Here is a 15,948-nt window from a genome sequence, read left to right on the forward strand (position 1 = left end):
AAGCTGAGCGGGAAGGAAAAAGCAGGCATCGGTCCTGCGATGCCTGCCGGGAGGGATAGGGATGATATTCAGCTGTGTAGCCTCAGGTAGCGGATGGAGGGGCGGCCTCCGGTCTGGTAATCGATGGAGCTGGTGATCTCCCCCTGATCCACCATGTAGTTGACATAGCGGCGTACCGTGATACGGGACAGGCCCACATGTTCGGCGATCTGTTCGCTGGTAAAGAAGTGCTCCGGGTTCTCATCGAAAAAGCGGCGGATCCTGGACAGAGTGCTGAAATTCACGCCCTTGTCCAAGGGCGTACCGGGAGGCACTGCCTCCCGGTGATGGACCAGCTGGTCAATGGCGCTCTGGTCCATGCTGCCGGGCCCCTGCTCCAGCAGCCGCCTGGCCTGAAGGAACCGGTCCAGCGCCTGACGGAAGCGGGGGAACTGGAAAGGCTTGACAAGATAATCCAGCACCCCCCGGGCGAGCAGGCCCTGGACGATATGGGTGTCGTTGGCGGAGGTGACCGCGATGATGAAGGGGCTCTCCCCCAGGGTGTGGAGCTGGTCTACGAATTCAGTGCCGTTCATGCCCGGGGTGTAGTAGTCCAGGATGATCAGATCCGCCTTGAGCTCCGGCAAATGGGCCAAAGCCTCTCCGCCGCTCTTGAAGGTGCGGACCACACGGAACTGGCTGTCCGCCTCCACGTACTGCTTGTCGATGGCGGCCACCATGGGGTCGTCCTCGATGATAATGACTTGGTACATCCGGTCTCACTCCTCTCTGGTAAAGGTCAGGGTGAAGCAGGTGCCTACCCCGGGCTCGGTCTCCAGCTCGATGCAGCCTCCATGCTCGTCCACCAGCCGGCTGATCAGATATAGGCCGAAGCCACGCCCCTCCCCCTTAGAGGAGAATCCTTTGTCCCAGATGTGGGGCAGGATGTCGGGGGCGATGCCGCCGCCGGTGTCCTCGCAGACCACCAGATTGCAGTCAGGGCGGCAGTACATGGACAGCTTGATCTCCCGCACCTCGCTGTGGCTTCGGCTGAGCTCGTCGATGGCGTTTTCCAACAGGTTGCCCAGGATGGTGGCATAGTCCTCCGGGGAGAGGAGCAGGTCCTCCTCCCGGCAGAAGCTGTCGTGGGTTACGGTGAGCAGGATGCCCAGCTCGGCGGCGTGCATCATCTTCCCGATGATGAGGGCGCACAGGTGGGACACCCGGATACAGTCCGCCGTCTCCCGGATGGACTGGCTGGTGACCAGACTGGTGTTCATGATGAACTGGACAGCTTTCTGGCTCTCGCCGGTCTGGAGATAGCCCAGGATGATGTGGAGCTTGTTCATGAACTCGTGGTTGAAAAAGCGCAGGGTGTCCAGCATGTAGCGGGCGCCGGAGAGCTCGTCGGACAGCTTGCGCATCTCCGTCTTGTCGTGGAAGACGTTGAGCACCCCCTGGGAGCCGTTCTCCCCCAGGATGGGCACCTCACTGGCCAGGATCTGGCGCTCCTGGATGACGCAGGAGCGGTTGTGCACCGCCTGCCCGCTGCGGGCCACCTGGATGCAGCCCGTCTCCGGGAAGAAGCGGGTCAGCGGCTGTCCCTCCAGGGGGGGGGAGCCGCACTGGAGCAGGGTCCGGGCCTGGTCGTTGGCAAAGACCACCTGCCCCCGCAGGTCGGTGGCCACCAGGCCGTCCTCGATGGAGTTGAGCAGGTCGTCCTGCTGTAAGTAGAGGTCCAGCAGTTCCTTGGGGTGGTGCCCGCGGAGGGAGCCCTTCAGCAGATGGACGATTCCACGGGCGAGCAGAAGGGCCACACCGAACATGCCGCCCAGCACCAGAGAGAAGAGCAGCACGAGATTGAGGCTGCGCTGGAGAATGTCGGCCCGGAAGATGGCCACGGTGACAAAGCCGATGATGGAGCCAGACCCGTCCCGGACCGCATGGAAAGCCACCCGCTGGTTGCCGTGGGTGCCGTAGCCGGTGGTGATATAGGGCGGGGAGCCGGACAGGATGGCAGTCTCCTCCCCGGCTACAAAGGTCTCGCCGGTCTCCAGGCGGCTGGTGTGGTAAAAGCGCAGACCGTTTCGGTCATAGACAGCAATGATGTCAATGCCAGGAAAATTCTGGTGCAGGGAATCCAGCGACCCGGTGACCTCCTGGGTGGGATAGCCATTCGCCAGCATCTCCGCCACGCCATCCATAGAGGCCACATAGGCGGCGGTGCTGGAGATGGTGGAGTCGATGCTCTGACTTTGGCGGGCGATATCGAAATAGAGGGTGATCCCCAGAGAGAGCATCAGGAGCAGGGCGGAGACAGCAGAAAAGCTGAGGAAGAGCTGCCGCTCCAGGGAGAGGCTTTTGATCTTTTGCAGCATGGAGTCACCTCCGCGATCGAGGGTCGGCCAGGGTCAGAGCTGGTTCCGGTCCCGAAGCCAGCTGGGGAGGGTCCTGGCCCGGATGCTGGAGACGATGCCCATGGCGGTGTAAAGGGTGATGATGGAGGAGCCGCCATAGCTGAAAAAGGGGAGCGTGAGCCCCATGACAGGCAGGATGTACAGGCACATGCCCACATTGAAGAATACCTGGGCCAGCAGCATCCCGGCGATCCCCATGGATACATAGGCGGAGAAGGGGGAGCTGGCGTTCCGGCCCACCCAGTAACACCGCAGGATGATGAGGGCCAGGACCAGGAGCAGCAGGAGGCAGCCCACCATGCCAAGCTCCTCCCCGCAGACGGAGAAGATGAAGTCGGTCTGTCGGGCAGGGAGAGCGGCACTGTATGATGCCTGAGTCTGGGTGCCGTTGAGGTATCCCTGGCCGGTGAGCTGGCCCGAGCCGATGGCCAGCAGGGAACGGCTCTGCTGGAAGCCAGCCCCCAGCGGATCCAGGCTGTGGTCCAATACGACCATAAACCGATTGCGGATATAGGCGAAGCGGTCACTCTGGAGGATGGTGAACCAGGCCCCAAGAATGGCACCCACGAAGCACGTCCCGCCCAGAGCGAACCATCGAGCCTTCACCCCCGCCATCCAGGAGATGGTGACGAAGAGGAACAGATAGATGACGCACATACCGATGTCACCGCAGACCACGGCGATCAGCCCCACCATCAGCAGGGTATGACCGGTGAGCTGGGCCACGGAGAAGGGGGAGCTGATGTCCCGCTCCTGCTGGTGGATGCGGGCGGCCTGCCAGGCCAGAAGCAGGATAAAGGGGATCTTGACGATCTCGTTGGGCTGGAGATCCAAGGGGAAGTGGGGGATGATCCGGTCCAGGGCGAGCCAGTTCCGGTTGCCCCCCGATTCCTTTCCCAGGGGGGTCAGGAGCAGGAGAATGAAGCCCACATCAAAGGCCACCAGCCACTTCCAGCACTTCTCCACGAACAGCTGGAAGTCCACAAAGGTGAGGACGATATAGATGACCACGCCGATGCAGATGGCGACGGCCTGGACGATCACGTTCCGATTATTATTATCGAGATAGCGGGTGGCGCTGTAGATCAGGGCCAGGCCGTAGCCGCTGGCCGTGAGACATAGGAACAGAAGGAGCACATCGCCCTTCTTGAAAAACTCCCGGATGGGGGAAAACAGGGTGGTCACGTTGTCACCTCTTCAGTAGGGGGAAATATTTTCTTTCAAATTGTTATTTTACCGCCTTTGTGTGAAAAAGTAAACTGACAGTTCTGAAAAAAGGGCGGTTGGGACCGCGTTTCCTCCCGGCATGTGGAGCTGCGGGCGGGAAAAGCATGAGGACGGCGGAAACATCACTGGAAAAGCGTGGGGGACCTGTGTTATAATCGGAGGCGAGAACGTGGAGCCGCGATGTCCGCGGGGAGAGGAGCGAGCATGGAATTTGTGACCAACAGCCCCGAGGAGACGGAGGAGCTGGGAGAACGGCTGGGGCGGACCCTGTCCCCGGGGGATGTAGTGGCCTTTACCGGGGACCTGGGGGCGGGCAAGACCGCATTCACCCGGGGCATCGCCCGGGGGCTGGGGATCGGGGATCGGGTGACCAGTCCCACCTTTGCCATTGTCAACGAGTATGAAGGGGGGCGGCTGCCGTTGTTCCACTTCGACATGTACCGCCTGACCTCCTCCGACGAGCTGTTCGACATCGGCTGGGAGGACTACCTGGCCCGGGGCGGCGTGTGCGCCGTGGAGTGGAGCGAGAATGTGGCGGACGCGCTGGAGCGGGACACTGTCCGGGTGGACATCCGCCGGGGCGGGGAGGAGAGCAGGCGGGTGATCTCGGTGGAGCCTGTCCCCGCCGGATTTTGAGCAGAGAGGGGAGATCGACGATGAAAATACTGGCCCTTGAGACCTCGGCGGCGGCCTGTTCCGCCGCCCTGTGCCAGGACGGGACCCTGCTGGCCCAGAGCTGGCAGAACAGCGGGCTGACCCACAGCCGGACCCTGCTGCCCCTGGTGGACAGCATGCTGAAGAACTGCGGCGCGTCCCTGAAGGAGGTGGAGGTAATCGCCGTGGCGGCCGGCCCCGGCTCCTTCACCGGGCTGCGCATCGGCGTGGCTACCGCGAAGGGGCTGGCCTGGCCGGAGGACAAGCCCTGCGCCCCCTGCTCCACCCTGGAGTCCATGGCCTGGCCTTTGGCCCACCTGGAGGGGCGGGTCATCGTGTGCGCCATGGATGCCCGGCGCAGCCAGGTGTACAACGCCCTCTTCCTGGCCGCAGGGGAGGGCCTCCAGCGGCTGACGCCCGACCGGGCCATCGGCCTGGACCAGCTGGGGGAAGAGCTGAAAAAGGTGGAAAAAGAGAAAATTGTAGTTGGAGACGGGGCCAGGCTGTGCTATAATACTTTAACAGAGCAGGGTATCACCCTGAAAATGGCCCCGGAGCATCTGCGGATGCAGAGCGCCTGGGGTGTGGCCCGCGCGGCGCTGGAGCTGGTCCGTTCAGGCGGACTGGTCTCCGGAGAGGAGCTGGCCCCCGTGTACTGCCGCCTGTCTCAGGCGGAGCGGGAGCGGCTGGAGCGGGAAGCTAAATCAAAATAAAAAGGGGAGCGTTTCAGATGTTTGACAGCAAAGTCCATGTTTTGGATCACCCGCTGCTCCAGCACAAGCTGAGTATCCTGCGGGACGAGCGCACCGGTGTGAAGGAGTTCCGGGAGATCGTGTCCGAGATCGCTACACTGGAGTGTTATGAGGCTACCCGTGATCTGCCTCTGGAGGATGTGGAGATCAAGACTCCCGTGGCCACCGGCACCTTCAAGTGCCTGACGGGGAAGAAGCTGGCCATTGTTCCCATCCTGCGGGCCGGGCTGGGCATGGTGGACGGCATCCTGACGCTGATCCCCTCCGCCAAGGTGGGGCACATCGGCCTGTACCGGGACCCGGAGACCCTGGCACCGGTGGAGTATTACTGCAAGATGCCTCACGACATCGCCGAGCGGGACGTCATCGTCCTGGATCCCATGCTGGCTACCGGCGGCTCCGCCGTGGCGGCCATCCAGTTCCTGAAAAACTATGAGTGCAGGAGCATCAAGCTGATGAACATCCTGGCCGCCCCTGAGGGCATCCAGGCAGTGCGTACCGCCCATCCCGATGTGGACATCTATGTGGCCGCGGTGGACGAGAAGCTCAATGACCACGGCTATATCGTCCCCGGCCTGGGCGACGCGGGCGACCGAATTTTCGGCACTAAATAAGTATCGGATACAGGCAAGGCGGCGGGCCCCTCTGGCAGGAAGGGTCCGCCGCCTCTGCACTGTTGTCATTTTCTGGGGTGCTGGGGATGAAAGGGAGACGGCGAGGGAGGATTTGACAGGGGCGCGGAATTCCTCTATAATAGTAAAAAACTGCAAAAGGAAGCGGCCCGAGCCAGAGAGAGGCCGGAATGGAGGAGCATGTGATGGACATCCATGTGGGAGATGTGCTGAAAATGAAGAAGGCTCACCCCTGTGGAAGCCAGGAGTGGCTGGTCCTCCGGGTGGGCATGGATTTTCGGATGCGCTGTCTGGGCTGCGGACACGAGGTGATGCTTCCCCGGAACAAGGCGGAGAAAAGTGTCCGAAAGGTGTATCGGGACGGCACGGAGGTCAAACTGGAGGCGCGCCCGGCAAAGGGCGGCCAAGGAGGAGGGGAAGAGGCATGAATCAACGATACTGGAGCAGCCGGATTCAGGGACTGGTGCCCTACACCCCCGGGGAGCAGCCCAAGGACCGGACGTTCATCAAGCTGAACACCAACGAGAACCCCTACCCCCCTTCTCCCCGGGTGCTGGAGGCCATCCGGCGGGAGGCGGATCAGCGCCTGCGGCTCTATCCTGATCCGGAGTCTGCCGCGCTGCGGGGGGCGCTGGCGGAGCACTATGGCGTGGAGCCGGAGCAGGTGTTCTGCGGCAACGGCTCAGACGAGGTGCTGGGGCTGTGCTTTTACGCCCTGTTCAGCCCCGGGCGGAAGGTGGTGTTCCCAGACATCACATACAGCTTCTATCCGGTCTATACCGAGCTGTTCGGGCTGGACTATGAGGAGATCCCCCTCAACGAGGACTTCACCCTGCCGGTGGAGCGCTTTCTGAGGGGGAACGGCGGCGCGGTGATCTGCAACCCCAACGCACCCACGGGCCGGGCCCTGCCTCTGTCTGACATCCGGCGGATCGTGGAGGACAACCCGGCAGCGGCGGTGCTGGTAGACGAGGCCTACGCCGACTTCGGGGCCCAGTCCGCTGTGGAGCTCATCGACCAGTATCCCAACCTGCTGGTGGTCCGCACCATGTCCAAGTCCCGGTCCCTGGCGGGGATGCGGATCGGCTACGCCCTGGGCAGCCAGGACCTGATCGATGGGGTGAACTGCGTGAAGAACTCCTTCAACTCCTACCCCCTGGACCGGCTGGCCCAGGCGGCAGGGGAGGCGGCCGTGCGGGACACGGCATATTTTGAGGAGACCCGGGGCAAGATCATGGCGACCCGGACGTGGGTCACCCACAGGCTGCGGGAGATGGGCTTCCAGGTCCATGACTCCAGCTCCAATTTCCTGTTCATCGCCCACCCGGACCACTCCGGGCGGGTGCTCCAGCAGGGGCTGCGGGACCGGGGCGTGCTGGTGCGCCGGTTTGAACGCCCCAGGATACAGGACCATCTGCGGGTGTCCATCGGGACAGACGAGGAGATGGAGGCCATGTGCCGGGCTATGGAAGAGATTTTGAAAGGACAGTGACCCATGCGATACGACAGTGACCTGCTGTACCGTCCCCCAGGGGAGTGGCGCAGCTATCTGCTCCAGTGCACCATCGGGTGTTCCCACAACAAATGCACCTTCTGTGCCATGTACAAGGAGAAGAAGTTTCGGGTCCGCCCGGTGGAGGAGATCCTGGAGGACATCGACATGGCCCGCAGCTACTACGGGCCCAATGTGGAGCGGGTCTTCCTCATGGACGGGGATGCCATTGTGATGAGGACGGAGCAGCTGCTCCAGATCCTGGAGAAGCTGTATGCTGCCTTCCCTAAGCTCCAGAAGGTGACCACCTACGCCGGCCCCAGGAGCACCCTGAGCAAGACACCGGAGGAACTGCGCGCCCTGCGGGAGGCCGGACTGACCCGGGCCTATCTGGGGGTGGAGAGCGGCAGCGACGCAGTGCTCCAGGCCATCCAAAAGGGCTGCACCGCCGCGGAGATGCTCCAGGCGGGCCAGAACCTGGTGGCGGCGGGCATCGACCTGTGGGCGATCGTCATCCTGGGCCTCACCGGCCAGGGGGGCGACTGGGAGGAGCACGTCCTGTCCACCGCCGGCATCATCAACAAAATGAAGCCCCGCCACCTCTCAGCCATGACTTTTGCCCCTGCGGCGGGCACCCCGCTGGGGGAGGACGTGCTGGCCGGGCGCTTTCAGGTGTGTACCCCGGACCAGATCCTGGAGGAGTGCCACCTTCTGCTGGAGCACCTGGATGTGGACCCCCTCCACTTCACCAGCAACCACGCCTCCAACTACCTGCCCCTGAAGGGGGGGCTGCCGGAGGACCGGGAGAAGTTCCTCTCCCTGATCGACCAGGCGCTGGAAGGCAAGATCCGCCTGCGCAAGACCCTGAATCGGGGGATCTGAGATGTCCCGAAAGTGAAGACCGCCCCGCCGGAGCCTTTGGTTCCGGCGGGGCGGTCTTTATCGGTTCAGCGGCGGCGGCGTCCCAGCCACAGGTCCGTCCCGATAAGGATGGCGCACCAGAGCAGGATCAGCCCCCCGATGAGCAGAGCGCAGTTGCGGAAAAAGACCTCCGGCAGGATCAGGATGATCTGGTCCACCGCCGGGTCGAAGAGCCAGTTGTCCTTCCCCGGGAAGAACAGGGCGTGGAATACCACAAAAGCCCGCTCAAAGTCCAGGGAGGCCAGCAGGCCCACCACGGCGAAGACGATGCCCAGCCCCGCGGCAGCCCAGAAGCCGGGGCCCCGGCCCAGAAGGGGGCGGGGCACCAGGCCCATCCGCCGGCCCAGCAGGAACCAGAGGAGCAGGAGGGCGGCAGACAAGGCCAGCACGGCCAGATCCAGCAGGAAGAGGACCCGCACATCGGCAAAATGGTCCCGGCCGGACTGTGACCAGGACAGCGCGCCGGTGGAGAACTCCGGGGCGCCCAGGCAAAAGTCCAGCATCTCGTCATAGGCCTGGCGGATCGCCTCCTCTGTCAGGCCGGTAGCCTGGACCAGCCCCAGAGGGCCGATATGGGCGTAATAGAAAGGGCGGCAGAGGATGGGGACCGCCACAGAGGAGGAGAGCACGAGGCAGGCCATAAGGACGGCCAGCAGGACGGACAGGATCTTACTCTGTTTCATCAGGGACACCTCCCGAAGGGATGACCAGACCGGACAGGACGATGAGCACCTGCCCGGGGAGGTAGAAGAGCCACATCCCTACCTGGGCCACGGAAGAGAGGGGGGCAGGGAAGAGGCTGGGGAACTGAGAGACTGCGACCAGCATGTCGCACATGAGGTAGAGGAGCAGTCCCAGGGAGAAGAGGCGGCCCCCGGCGTCCCGCAGAGACAGGCTCAGCAGGGCGTTGAAGAGGAAGTGGGAGAAGTAGAGGGCCGCGGCTGCGGTCTCCGGTGTGAAGAGCTCCAGCTGGTACAGGGCCACCAGAAGCAGGGAGAACAGAAGGAACCTGGGAATGAGCAGGGCATGGCCTCCGTTGGCCTTACAGATGCGGACCATATACGCAACCTGGACCCCGTAAAAGAGGAGGATGCCCAGGAGGTACCAGCGGTCCAGCACCAGCAGGAAGAGGTCGGCCGCTGCGGTCATGGCCAGCGCGGCGGCCACCAGGCGGTCTCCGCCCCGGGAAGCCCCCGCCAGGGCCATGAGCAGGCACAGCAGCAGGGCGGCATACTTCAGGGCGGTGCTCAGAGGACCAGTAGAGAGCAGGTCCAGGGCCAGGAAGGAGAGGTAGAGCGCCCCCTCCAGCAGCAAAAAAGCCGGCACGCTCCACCGGCAGAGCCGCTCAATCAGAATGTTCTCCTCCCTTCCGCAAAGGCTGTCCCGTTCAGTGTAGCACGAATGAGAAAAAAATACAATCCTTGTCAACAGAAGAGGACCGCAGCGCCCGGAAAAGGCACTGCGGTCCTTGCTGATGTCGTGAAGCAGGATGGAAGGTTACTTCGCGGCGGTGTTTTTCTTCTTGCCGAAGATGGTCATGCAGCCCTCAACAGCCAGCACGATAGCCAGGATGAACAGCAGCACGCCCAGGATGGCCTGCGCATAGGGGGCCCAGTCGGTGGCAGCGCCGGCGGTGATCTTGCCCACCTGAGTGCTGATGGTCTGAGCCAGGGAAGTCAGGGTGACGATCAGCATGAAGATCATGGGGATGTAGAACATCTTGTTGTTCTTGCCGATGTTGCCCAGCCAGGCACAGACGGCCAGCAGGGCCAGAGCGGCCAGCAGCTGGTTGGCGGCGCCGAACAGGGGCCAGATCTTGGAGTAGCCGGTCATGCCCAGACCCACGCCCAGCACCACGGTGATGGCGGTGGCGACCACGGGGTTGGTGAGGATGGCCTTGAAGCCGGTGGCCTCCTTATAGGTCTGGCCGGGCTTCAGCCAGAACTCCTGGAACATGTAGCGGGCCAGACGGGTGGCAGTATCCAGGGAGGTCAGGCAGAAGACAGATACGGTCAGCACCAACAGGGAGCTGACGGTGGCCTGTGTGCCCGCCAGACCGGGGATGGAGGCGATCATGCGGGAAATGCCGGTGGCAAACACCTGGGTGGGGGTGACGATCTCGCCGGAGGCGTACTCGGTCCAGATGAAGGACACAGCACACAGGGAGACCAGGGCCAGCGCACACTCGATGAGCATGCCGCCGTAGGCGATGGGCTTGGCGTCCCGCTCGTGATCCAGCTGCTTGGCGGTGGTGCCGGAGCCCACCAGGGAGTGGAAGCCGGAGATGGCGCCGCAGGCGATGGTAACGAACAGGGCGGGGAAGACATAGCCCAGGGAGGTGCCGGTGGGCGCCAAGTTGTCATAGAAGCCGGTGAAGGCGGGCATATCCATGTGGGCAGCGTCCGCACCAGTGAGACCGGCCCCGATGACGCCCACAGCGGCGATGGCCATCATGGCGTACAGCAGGAAGGAGGACAGATAATCACGGGGCTGGAGCAGGATCCACACGGGAGCCACAGAGGCCACCAGAATGTAGGCGCCGATGATCCACATCCACACGGAGTTGGACAGATAGATGGGGTGCCAGTTCAGGCCGATGAGCAGGCAGATCACGATGCCCACGCAGCCGGCAATGGTGGCCACTGCCAGGGAGGCCCCGCGGCGGTAGACAAAGAAGCCGAACAGGACGGCCATGACAATGAACAGCAGGGAGATCATGGCCACGGACGCGTTAGTGGCAGAGGCGGCGGTGTCCAGCACGCCGTCCACATAGGTGGCCTGGAAGGTGCTGGCCACGATGGAGGCGAAAGCGGCCACCACCAGCACCAGGGTCAGGTAGGAAAAGATCAGGAACAGCTTCTTGGCACGGTCGCCGATGTTCAGGGCGACCACTTCGCCGATGGACTGGCCCTTGTGGCGGATGGAAGCGAACAGGGCACCGTAGTCATGGACGGCGCCGAAAAAGATGCCGCCGATCAGCACCCACAGCACCACAGGCATCCAGCCGAATACGGCGGCCTGGATGGGGCCGTTGATGGGGCCGGCGCCGGCGATAGACGAAAAGTGGTGGCCCATCAGCACCGGAGCCTTGGCGGGGACATAGTCCATGCCGTCCTCCAGCTCATGGGCAGGGGTGGGCCGGGAGTCATCCACGCCCCACTGCTTGGCAAGCCATCCGCCGTAGAAGATGTAACCTACGATCAGAATGACAATGCCAATGGAAAGAACTAACACTGCATTCATTTAAGTTTCTCCTCTCCTTAACTTAAATTTCTGGATCTCGCGGGCCACAAGACCACTCAGGCTCTTCCCCAGATCTTTGCCGCTGCGGTTCGTGGCGATGTCGCCGGTGGACAGGTCCACCGCTGCTATACGAAACTCCATCCATCCATGGAGCGATAGCTTAAAGTCCCGGTGCTTCTTCAGCTTTTGAAGCTGGGCCAGAGCGTCCGGGTCGGCCTGATCACACAGGACCACGGCCGACAGATAGGTGCACATATGCTGGGAATGGGGGCGGATGCGTGGCATCCCGTCCTCCAGCGTGCGGGCCTGAAGCTCCACCAGGCTGGTGAAGTCCAGCCGGGGGAGGGAGTATAGGTAGAGGTATTCGTGGGTCTCCGCCGCCCACAGCTCCGCCTTTTTGATCAGTACGTACTGAGAGCCGCGGGAGTGATAGGCGCACAGTGCTTTCAGGGGGGAACCGTCTTGGACGGGCTCTACGTCAAAATAGGCTGTGTATGCCTCCGAGAGGCGGGCGAGGAGGGTATCGCGCAGTTCAGACACAGGGGACCTCATTTCCATGGGGCGCCATAGGCAGAACAGAAGCGGAAACCGATTCCCGCTCCCGCCCAAATAAACCCCAAAATTATGAATAAAATGTTAAAATCATGATAACAGATTTCCACATATTTTGCAAGGAAATTCTTCAAAAAGGGAGGAAAGAAATGAAGATCCTCCATCAAATTCTTTTGATTAAGATAGAATAAACAAAAAAATAAAGAAGAAGGAGAAGAAATTGTGCAGAAAACCGCGGGATGGGAGAAAAAAGAAAAAAAGGGACAGCGCTGTGCAGGATTACCGCCGTTTTTTATAGGGGAAATATGGAGGGCGTGGGGAGAGGGGAGACGTTCCGGGGATTTGACAGCGGGTGCGGGATTGAGTACAATGGGAAATCATGCGCCAGGCCGCGCCGGCCCCCGGAGAGAGGGGGAGGCGCGGAGACGGACAGGGCGCTCTTCCCAAAAGTGAGTCCCGCGAGCGGAGGTTGTCTACATGAGTTGGGAAAGAATGACTGCTATAGGCCCGGCGGGGGAGAACAGATGGAGCCGTTGGCGGCGGCTGCTGGTCCCGTCCCTGTTTTTTGCTGGGGTCATCTACTATGAAGAACTGTTTTTGAAGCTGTTTTGTTTCCACGCCGTCACGCCGGTGGGGGCGCTGTTCACCCTGTTGTTCACCCTGCCCATCGCGATCCTGCTGGGACTGCTGTGCGGCGGGGTCGCCCCACGAAAGGGGCGGGTGCTGCTGCCGGCAATGACCCTGCTGCTCTCCGTGTGGATGGGAGCCCAGAGCATCTATTATCACCTGTTCAAGACCTTCCTCACAGCTTTCTCCCTGACTAAGATGGGGATGGTGGCCGGTGCTTTCGGAGACATGGCGGTTGGGGAGATCCTGCTCAACTGGTTCCCCATCGCCATGATGGCGGTCCCCTTCGGACTGGCGGTGGTCTTCCGCCGGCGTCTGATCCCGGAGGAGGGCCCCATGTCCAGAAGGATGGGGGTACGGTGGGCCCTGCTGGCGGCGGTGGTCCAGCTGGCTGCCATGGGCATCGTGATGTGCTGCGGCGGGGGCTCCATGTCCCTGCGCTTCATCTATCTCCAGGCGGCGGTGCCGGAACTGGAGGTGCAGAACTTTGGGATGCTGACCCAGAACCAGCTGGAGCTGCGCAGAGTGCTCTTCGGGATCACCCCGGAGGACCAGAGCCTCCGGAAGGGGCAGGCGCTCCACCTCTACCGGCCGGCCAGTGAGCCGGTAGAGGTGGAGTCCGCGGAGTATCTCTCCGCGGACTATCACATCTTGGACATCGATTTCGACCGGCTGATAGCGGAGGAGACAGACGAGGACCTGCTCCAGATGCACACCTATTTTTCCCAGCAGGTGCCCACAGCAAAAAATGAGTGGACGGGCTATTTTCAAGGAAAGAATTTGATCTGGATCGTGGCAGAGGGGTTCTGTACCCTGGCCATGGACCCGGAGCGCACTCCTGTGCTCTATGAGATGGCCCACTCTGGCTTTGTGTTTGACCACTTCTACACCCCTCTGTGGGGGGTGTCCACCTCGGATGGGGAGTACACCACCACCACGGGGCTCATCCCAAAGTCCGGGGTGTGGAGCTACTCCCAGTCCGCAGGAAATTACATGCCCTTCGGTTTTGGAAACCAGTTCAGCCAGCTGGGCTACCGGACGATGGCCTTCCACGACTACCTCTATACCTACTATGACCGGGATAAGTCCTTCCCCAACATGGGCTATGAGTACTATGCCCTGGGGCACGGGTTAGAACTGGAAGAGATCTGGCCTCCCTCTGACCTGGAGATGATGGAAGAGATCGTTCCCATGTTCGTGGACGAGGAGCAGTTTATGGTCTACTGCCTGACGGTGAGCGGCCATCTGAACTACACCTATGAGGAGAACGCCATGTCCCGCAGGCACTGGGACGAGGTGGCTGGCCTGCCGTACAGCGAGGGGCCCAAGGCATATCTGGCCTGTCAGATGGAGCTGGAACTGGCCATGGAGAGCCTGCTCACCCAGCTGGAGGAGGCGGGCAGGCTGGATGACACCGTCATCGTCCTTTCAGGCGACCACTACCCCTACGGACTGACCGACGAGGAGTACAGTGAGCTGCTGGGCCGTCAAGTGGACCCCAACTTTGAGATATTCCAGAACACCCTGATTCTGTGGAACGCCCAGATGGAGGAGCCGGTGCGGGTGGAGAAGCTTTGCTCCAGCCTGGATGTAATGCCCACCCTGGCTAACCTGTTCGGCCTGGAGTATGACTCGCGGCTGATGGCGGGGCGGGATATCCTGTCTGACGAGCCCGGGTTGGTGATCTTCTCGAATTACAGCTTCCTGACAGAGGAGGGGGCATACAACTCAGTGCTGGATGAGTTCCGGTCCTGGGACGGCTCCCCGCCGGACGAGGCGTATGTGCAGAGCCAGATCGCCGAAGTGCAGAACCGGGTGGCCTATTCGGCCATGATCCTGGACCACGACTACTACCGGGTGGCCCTGAACGGGCCGCCCAGGGAGGAAGGCTCCCTGTTCAGTGCCCATCGGGAGCCCCAGCCGGACTCCGGCTGGCTGGACTGAATCCCAAAATGCCCGGCCCACTCAATGCGTTGAGCGGGCCGGGCATTTTGTATGATGGGAACCGGACCATAGATGGGGGCCGGAGAGTCTTTGGTCTGTCTCCCGGGCAGGCTGTTGTCCGTGCGGGAGACAGTGGGCGCACCGCCGTGCGCCGGAGGTGAGACGCAGCCCGGGGAGAACGGGCCGCATACTCGGGGTTGGGAGGGGATGGAGCCCTCCGTGGATTCTGGAAGGGGAAAGCCGGATCGCTCCGACCACCCATAGAATACCATACCAGGAGGGAAAAACATCAAGAAATTTGAGACAAAGCGTGAACGAATTGTAAATTGCTATGGAAGAAAAAGGACCCAGCCTTCCGGCTGGGTCCAATGGTTTTTTTGAAGGGAGCTGAGCTCAGGAGAGAATGCCCAAATCGGTCCACAGGTCGTTGTAGAGGGTGCGGGTGTCTACCGGGCGCACCAGATAGGCCTCGCAGCGGTCCAGAACCTCCTGGGGGGCAGCCATGATCTCATAGCGCTCCATGTCCAGGGGTTCGCCATAGGTCTCCTCGTAGTAGTCGGGATAGGAATCCAGGGCCTCCTGATTGGGGGAGGCGTACCAGATATAGTCCATATTTTTCAGGCTGGCATCGGTGGAAGCCATGAAGTTGATCCACTCATGAGCCTCATCCACATTCTCTGCGTTCTTAAGGATACACATGGCATCCACGAACCAGTTGGAGCCCTCCTCGGGGACCACGTAGACCAGGTCCTCATTGTTCTCCAGCATGCTCAGGTAGTCGCCGGCATAGTAGGTGGCCACGGCGGCCTCGCCGGCCTCCATCTTGTCGAAGACCTCGTCCATGACCCATGCCTGATACACACCGGCCTTCTTGGCCTCAGCAAGCAGATCGTAGGCGGCCCGCAGCTCCTCCTCGCTGTCGGTGTTGACGGAGTAGCCCAGATCCATCAGTGCGATGCCCAGGGCATCCCGGGAGTTGTTGATCATCAGGACCTGGTCGGCATACTGGGGGTCAAACATGGCGTCCCAGCTGGTGATGGGCTGGTCCACCATGGTGCTGTTGTAGATGATGCCCAGGGTGCCCCAGGTGTAGGGGACCGTATAGAGATTCTCCGGGTCATAGGACAGGTTCTTGAACCGGTCGGCGATTTTGGAAAAGTTGGGGATCTTGTCGTAGTCCAGAGGCTGGAGCATGTCCTCCTCGATGAGCTGGGAGATCATATAGTCCGAGGGGACGATCACATCGTAGCTGGTGCCGCCCAGAGTGAGAGAGGAGTAGAGCTCCTCGTTGCTGGGAGAGGTCTGGTAGTTGACTTCGATCCCGGTCGCCTCCTCAAACTGCTGGATGAGGCTCTCATCAATATATTCACCCCAGCTGCACACGTTGACCACCCGCTTTTCGGTACCGGAGCCGGAGCAGCCAGCCAGCAGGCCGGCGGACAGGGACAGGGTAAGAATGAGGGAAAATGCTTTTTTCAATGGATCATTCCTCCAATATTCTATGGTTT

Annotated in this window: 15 protein-coding genes; 7 read left to right on the forward strand and 8 right to left on the reverse strand. The window is 61.7% G+C overall.

What is annotated here, in order from left to right; translation table 11 throughout:
* Positions 1-68 precede the first annotated feature (68 nt).
* Genes BN1969_RS08230 through BN1969_RS08240 form a run of 3 tightly spaced genes read right to left on the reverse strand, consistent with a single transcriptional unit; the run spans position 69 to position 3,581 of the window.
* On the reverse strand, positions 69-752 hold the full coding sequence (locus BN1969_RS08230) for a response regulator (protein WP_050623861.1): 684 nt from the start codon (positions 750-752) through the stop codon (positions 69-71).
* Positions 753-758: 6 nt separating this feature from the next.
* Positions 759-2,357, reverse strand: a complete 1,599-nt coding sequence (locus tag BN1969_RS08235) for an ATP-binding protein (RefSeq protein ID WP_050623862.1) — start codon at positions 2,355-2,357, stop codon at positions 759-761.
* Positions 2,358-2,390: 33 nt separating this feature from the next.
* A complete protein-coding gene (locus tag BN1969_RS08240) occupies positions 2,391-3,581 on the reverse strand; it encodes an FtsW/RodA/SpoVE family cell cycle protein (protein ID WP_050623863.1) in 1,191 nt (396 codons plus the stop codon).
* A 246-nt stretch (positions 3,582-3,827) separates the two neighbouring features.
* On the opposite strand from BN1969_RS08240, the gene tsaE reads away from it, so the two are divergent.
* The 6 genes from tsaE (at position 3,828) to BN1969_RS08270 (ending at position 8,035) form a co-directional block, all read left to right on the forward strand.
* Positions 3,828-4,259 carry a tRNA (adenosine(37)-N6)-threonylcarbamoyltransferase complex ATPase subunit type 1 TsaE gene (gene tsaE, locus BN1969_RS08245; protein ID WP_050623864.1) on the forward strand — a complete coding sequence of 144 codons (432 nt, stop codon included), beginning with the start codon at positions 3,828-3,830 and terminating at the stop codon, positions 4,257-4,259.
* A gap of 20 nt (positions 4,260-4,279) precedes the next feature.
* Positions 4,280-4,990 (forward strand): tRNA (adenosine(37)-N6)-threonylcarbamoyltransferase complex dimerization subunit type 1 TsaB, encoded by a 711-nt coding sequence (tsaB, locus tag BN1969_RS08250; RefSeq protein ID WP_050623865.1) that lies wholly within the window; start codon positions 4,280-4,282, stop codon positions 4,988-4,990.
* A gap of 17 nt (positions 4,991-5,007) precedes the next feature.
* Positions 5,008-5,643, forward strand: a complete 636-nt coding sequence (upp, locus tag BN1969_RS08255; protein WP_050623866.1) for a uracil phosphoribosyltransferase — start codon at positions 5,008-5,010, stop codon at positions 5,641-5,643.
* A 203-nt stretch (positions 5,644-5,846) separates the two neighbouring features.
* The gene (locus BN1969_RS08260; RefSeq protein ID WP_050625440.1) at positions 5,847-6,089 is read left to right on the forward strand and encodes a DUF951 domain-containing protein; all 243 of its coding nucleotides are present in this window, start codon (positions 5,847-5,849) and stop codon (positions 6,087-6,089) included.
* Positions 6,086-7,153, forward strand: coding sequence for a histidinol-phosphate transaminase (gene hisC, locus BN1969_RS08265; protein WP_050623867.1), 1,068 nt, complete (start codon positions 6,086-6,088; stop codon positions 7,151-7,153). Before BN1969_RS08260 ends, hisC begins: the two co-directional genes overlap by 4 nt.
* 3 nt (positions 7,154-7,156) lie before the next feature.
* A complete protein-coding gene (locus BN1969_RS08270) occupies positions 7,157-8,035 on the forward strand; it encodes a B12-binding domain-containing radical SAM protein (RefSeq protein ID WP_050623868.1) in 879 nt (292 codons plus the stop codon).
* 65 nt (positions 8,036-8,100) lie between these two features.
* On the opposite strand, the gene BN1969_RS08275 is transcribed toward BN1969_RS08270, so the two are convergent.
* From BN1969_RS08275 to BN1969_RS08290, 4 genes are all read right to left on the reverse strand, one after another.
* Positions 8,101-8,757 carry a TIGR01906 family membrane protein gene (locus BN1969_RS08275; protein WP_050623869.1) on the reverse strand — a complete coding sequence of 219 codons (657 nt, stop codon included), beginning with the start codon at positions 8,755-8,757 and terminating at the stop codon, positions 8,101-8,103.
* Complete coding sequence (locus BN1969_RS08280) at positions 8,744-9,400, reverse strand: lysoplasmalogenase family protein (RefSeq protein WP_050623870.1); 657 nt, start codon at positions 9,398-9,400, stop codon at positions 8,744-8,746. The genes BN1969_RS08275 and BN1969_RS08280 overlap by 14 nt, the downstream gene beginning before the upstream one ends.
* 171 nt (positions 9,401-9,571) lie before the next feature.
* Entirely contained in the window at positions 9,572-11,317 is a 1,746-nt protein-coding gene (locus BN1969_RS08285; protein ID WP_050623871.1) for a carbon starvation CstA family protein, read from the reverse strand.
* Complete coding sequence (locus BN1969_RS08290; protein ID WP_050623872.1) at positions 11,318-11,857, reverse strand: DUF8052 family protein; 540 nt, start codon at positions 11,855-11,857, stop codon at positions 11,318-11,320. It lies immediately after the preceding gene.
* 489 nt (positions 11,858-12,346) lie between these two features.
* On the opposite strand from BN1969_RS08290, the gene BN1969_RS08295 reads away from it, so the two are divergent.
* Positions 12,347-14,440, forward strand: coding sequence for an LTA synthase family protein (locus BN1969_RS08295; protein ID WP_147577046.1), 2,094 nt, complete (start codon positions 12,347-12,349; stop codon positions 14,438-14,440).
* Between the two features lie 393 nt (positions 14,441-14,833).
* On the opposite strand, the gene BN1969_RS08300 is transcribed toward BN1969_RS08295, so the two are convergent.
* Complete coding sequence (locus tag BN1969_RS08300) at positions 14,834-15,919, reverse strand: ABC transporter substrate-binding protein (RefSeq protein ID WP_050623874.1); 1,086 nt, start codon at positions 15,917-15,919, stop codon at positions 14,834-14,836.
* Between the last annotated feature and the right edge of the window lie 29 nt (positions 15,920-15,948).

Source organism: Clostridium phoceensis (assembly GCF_001244495.1).
GTDB classification, from domain to species: Bacteria; Bacillota; Clostridia; order Oscillospirales; family Oscillospiraceae; genus Lawsonibacter; species Lawsonibacter asaccharolyticus.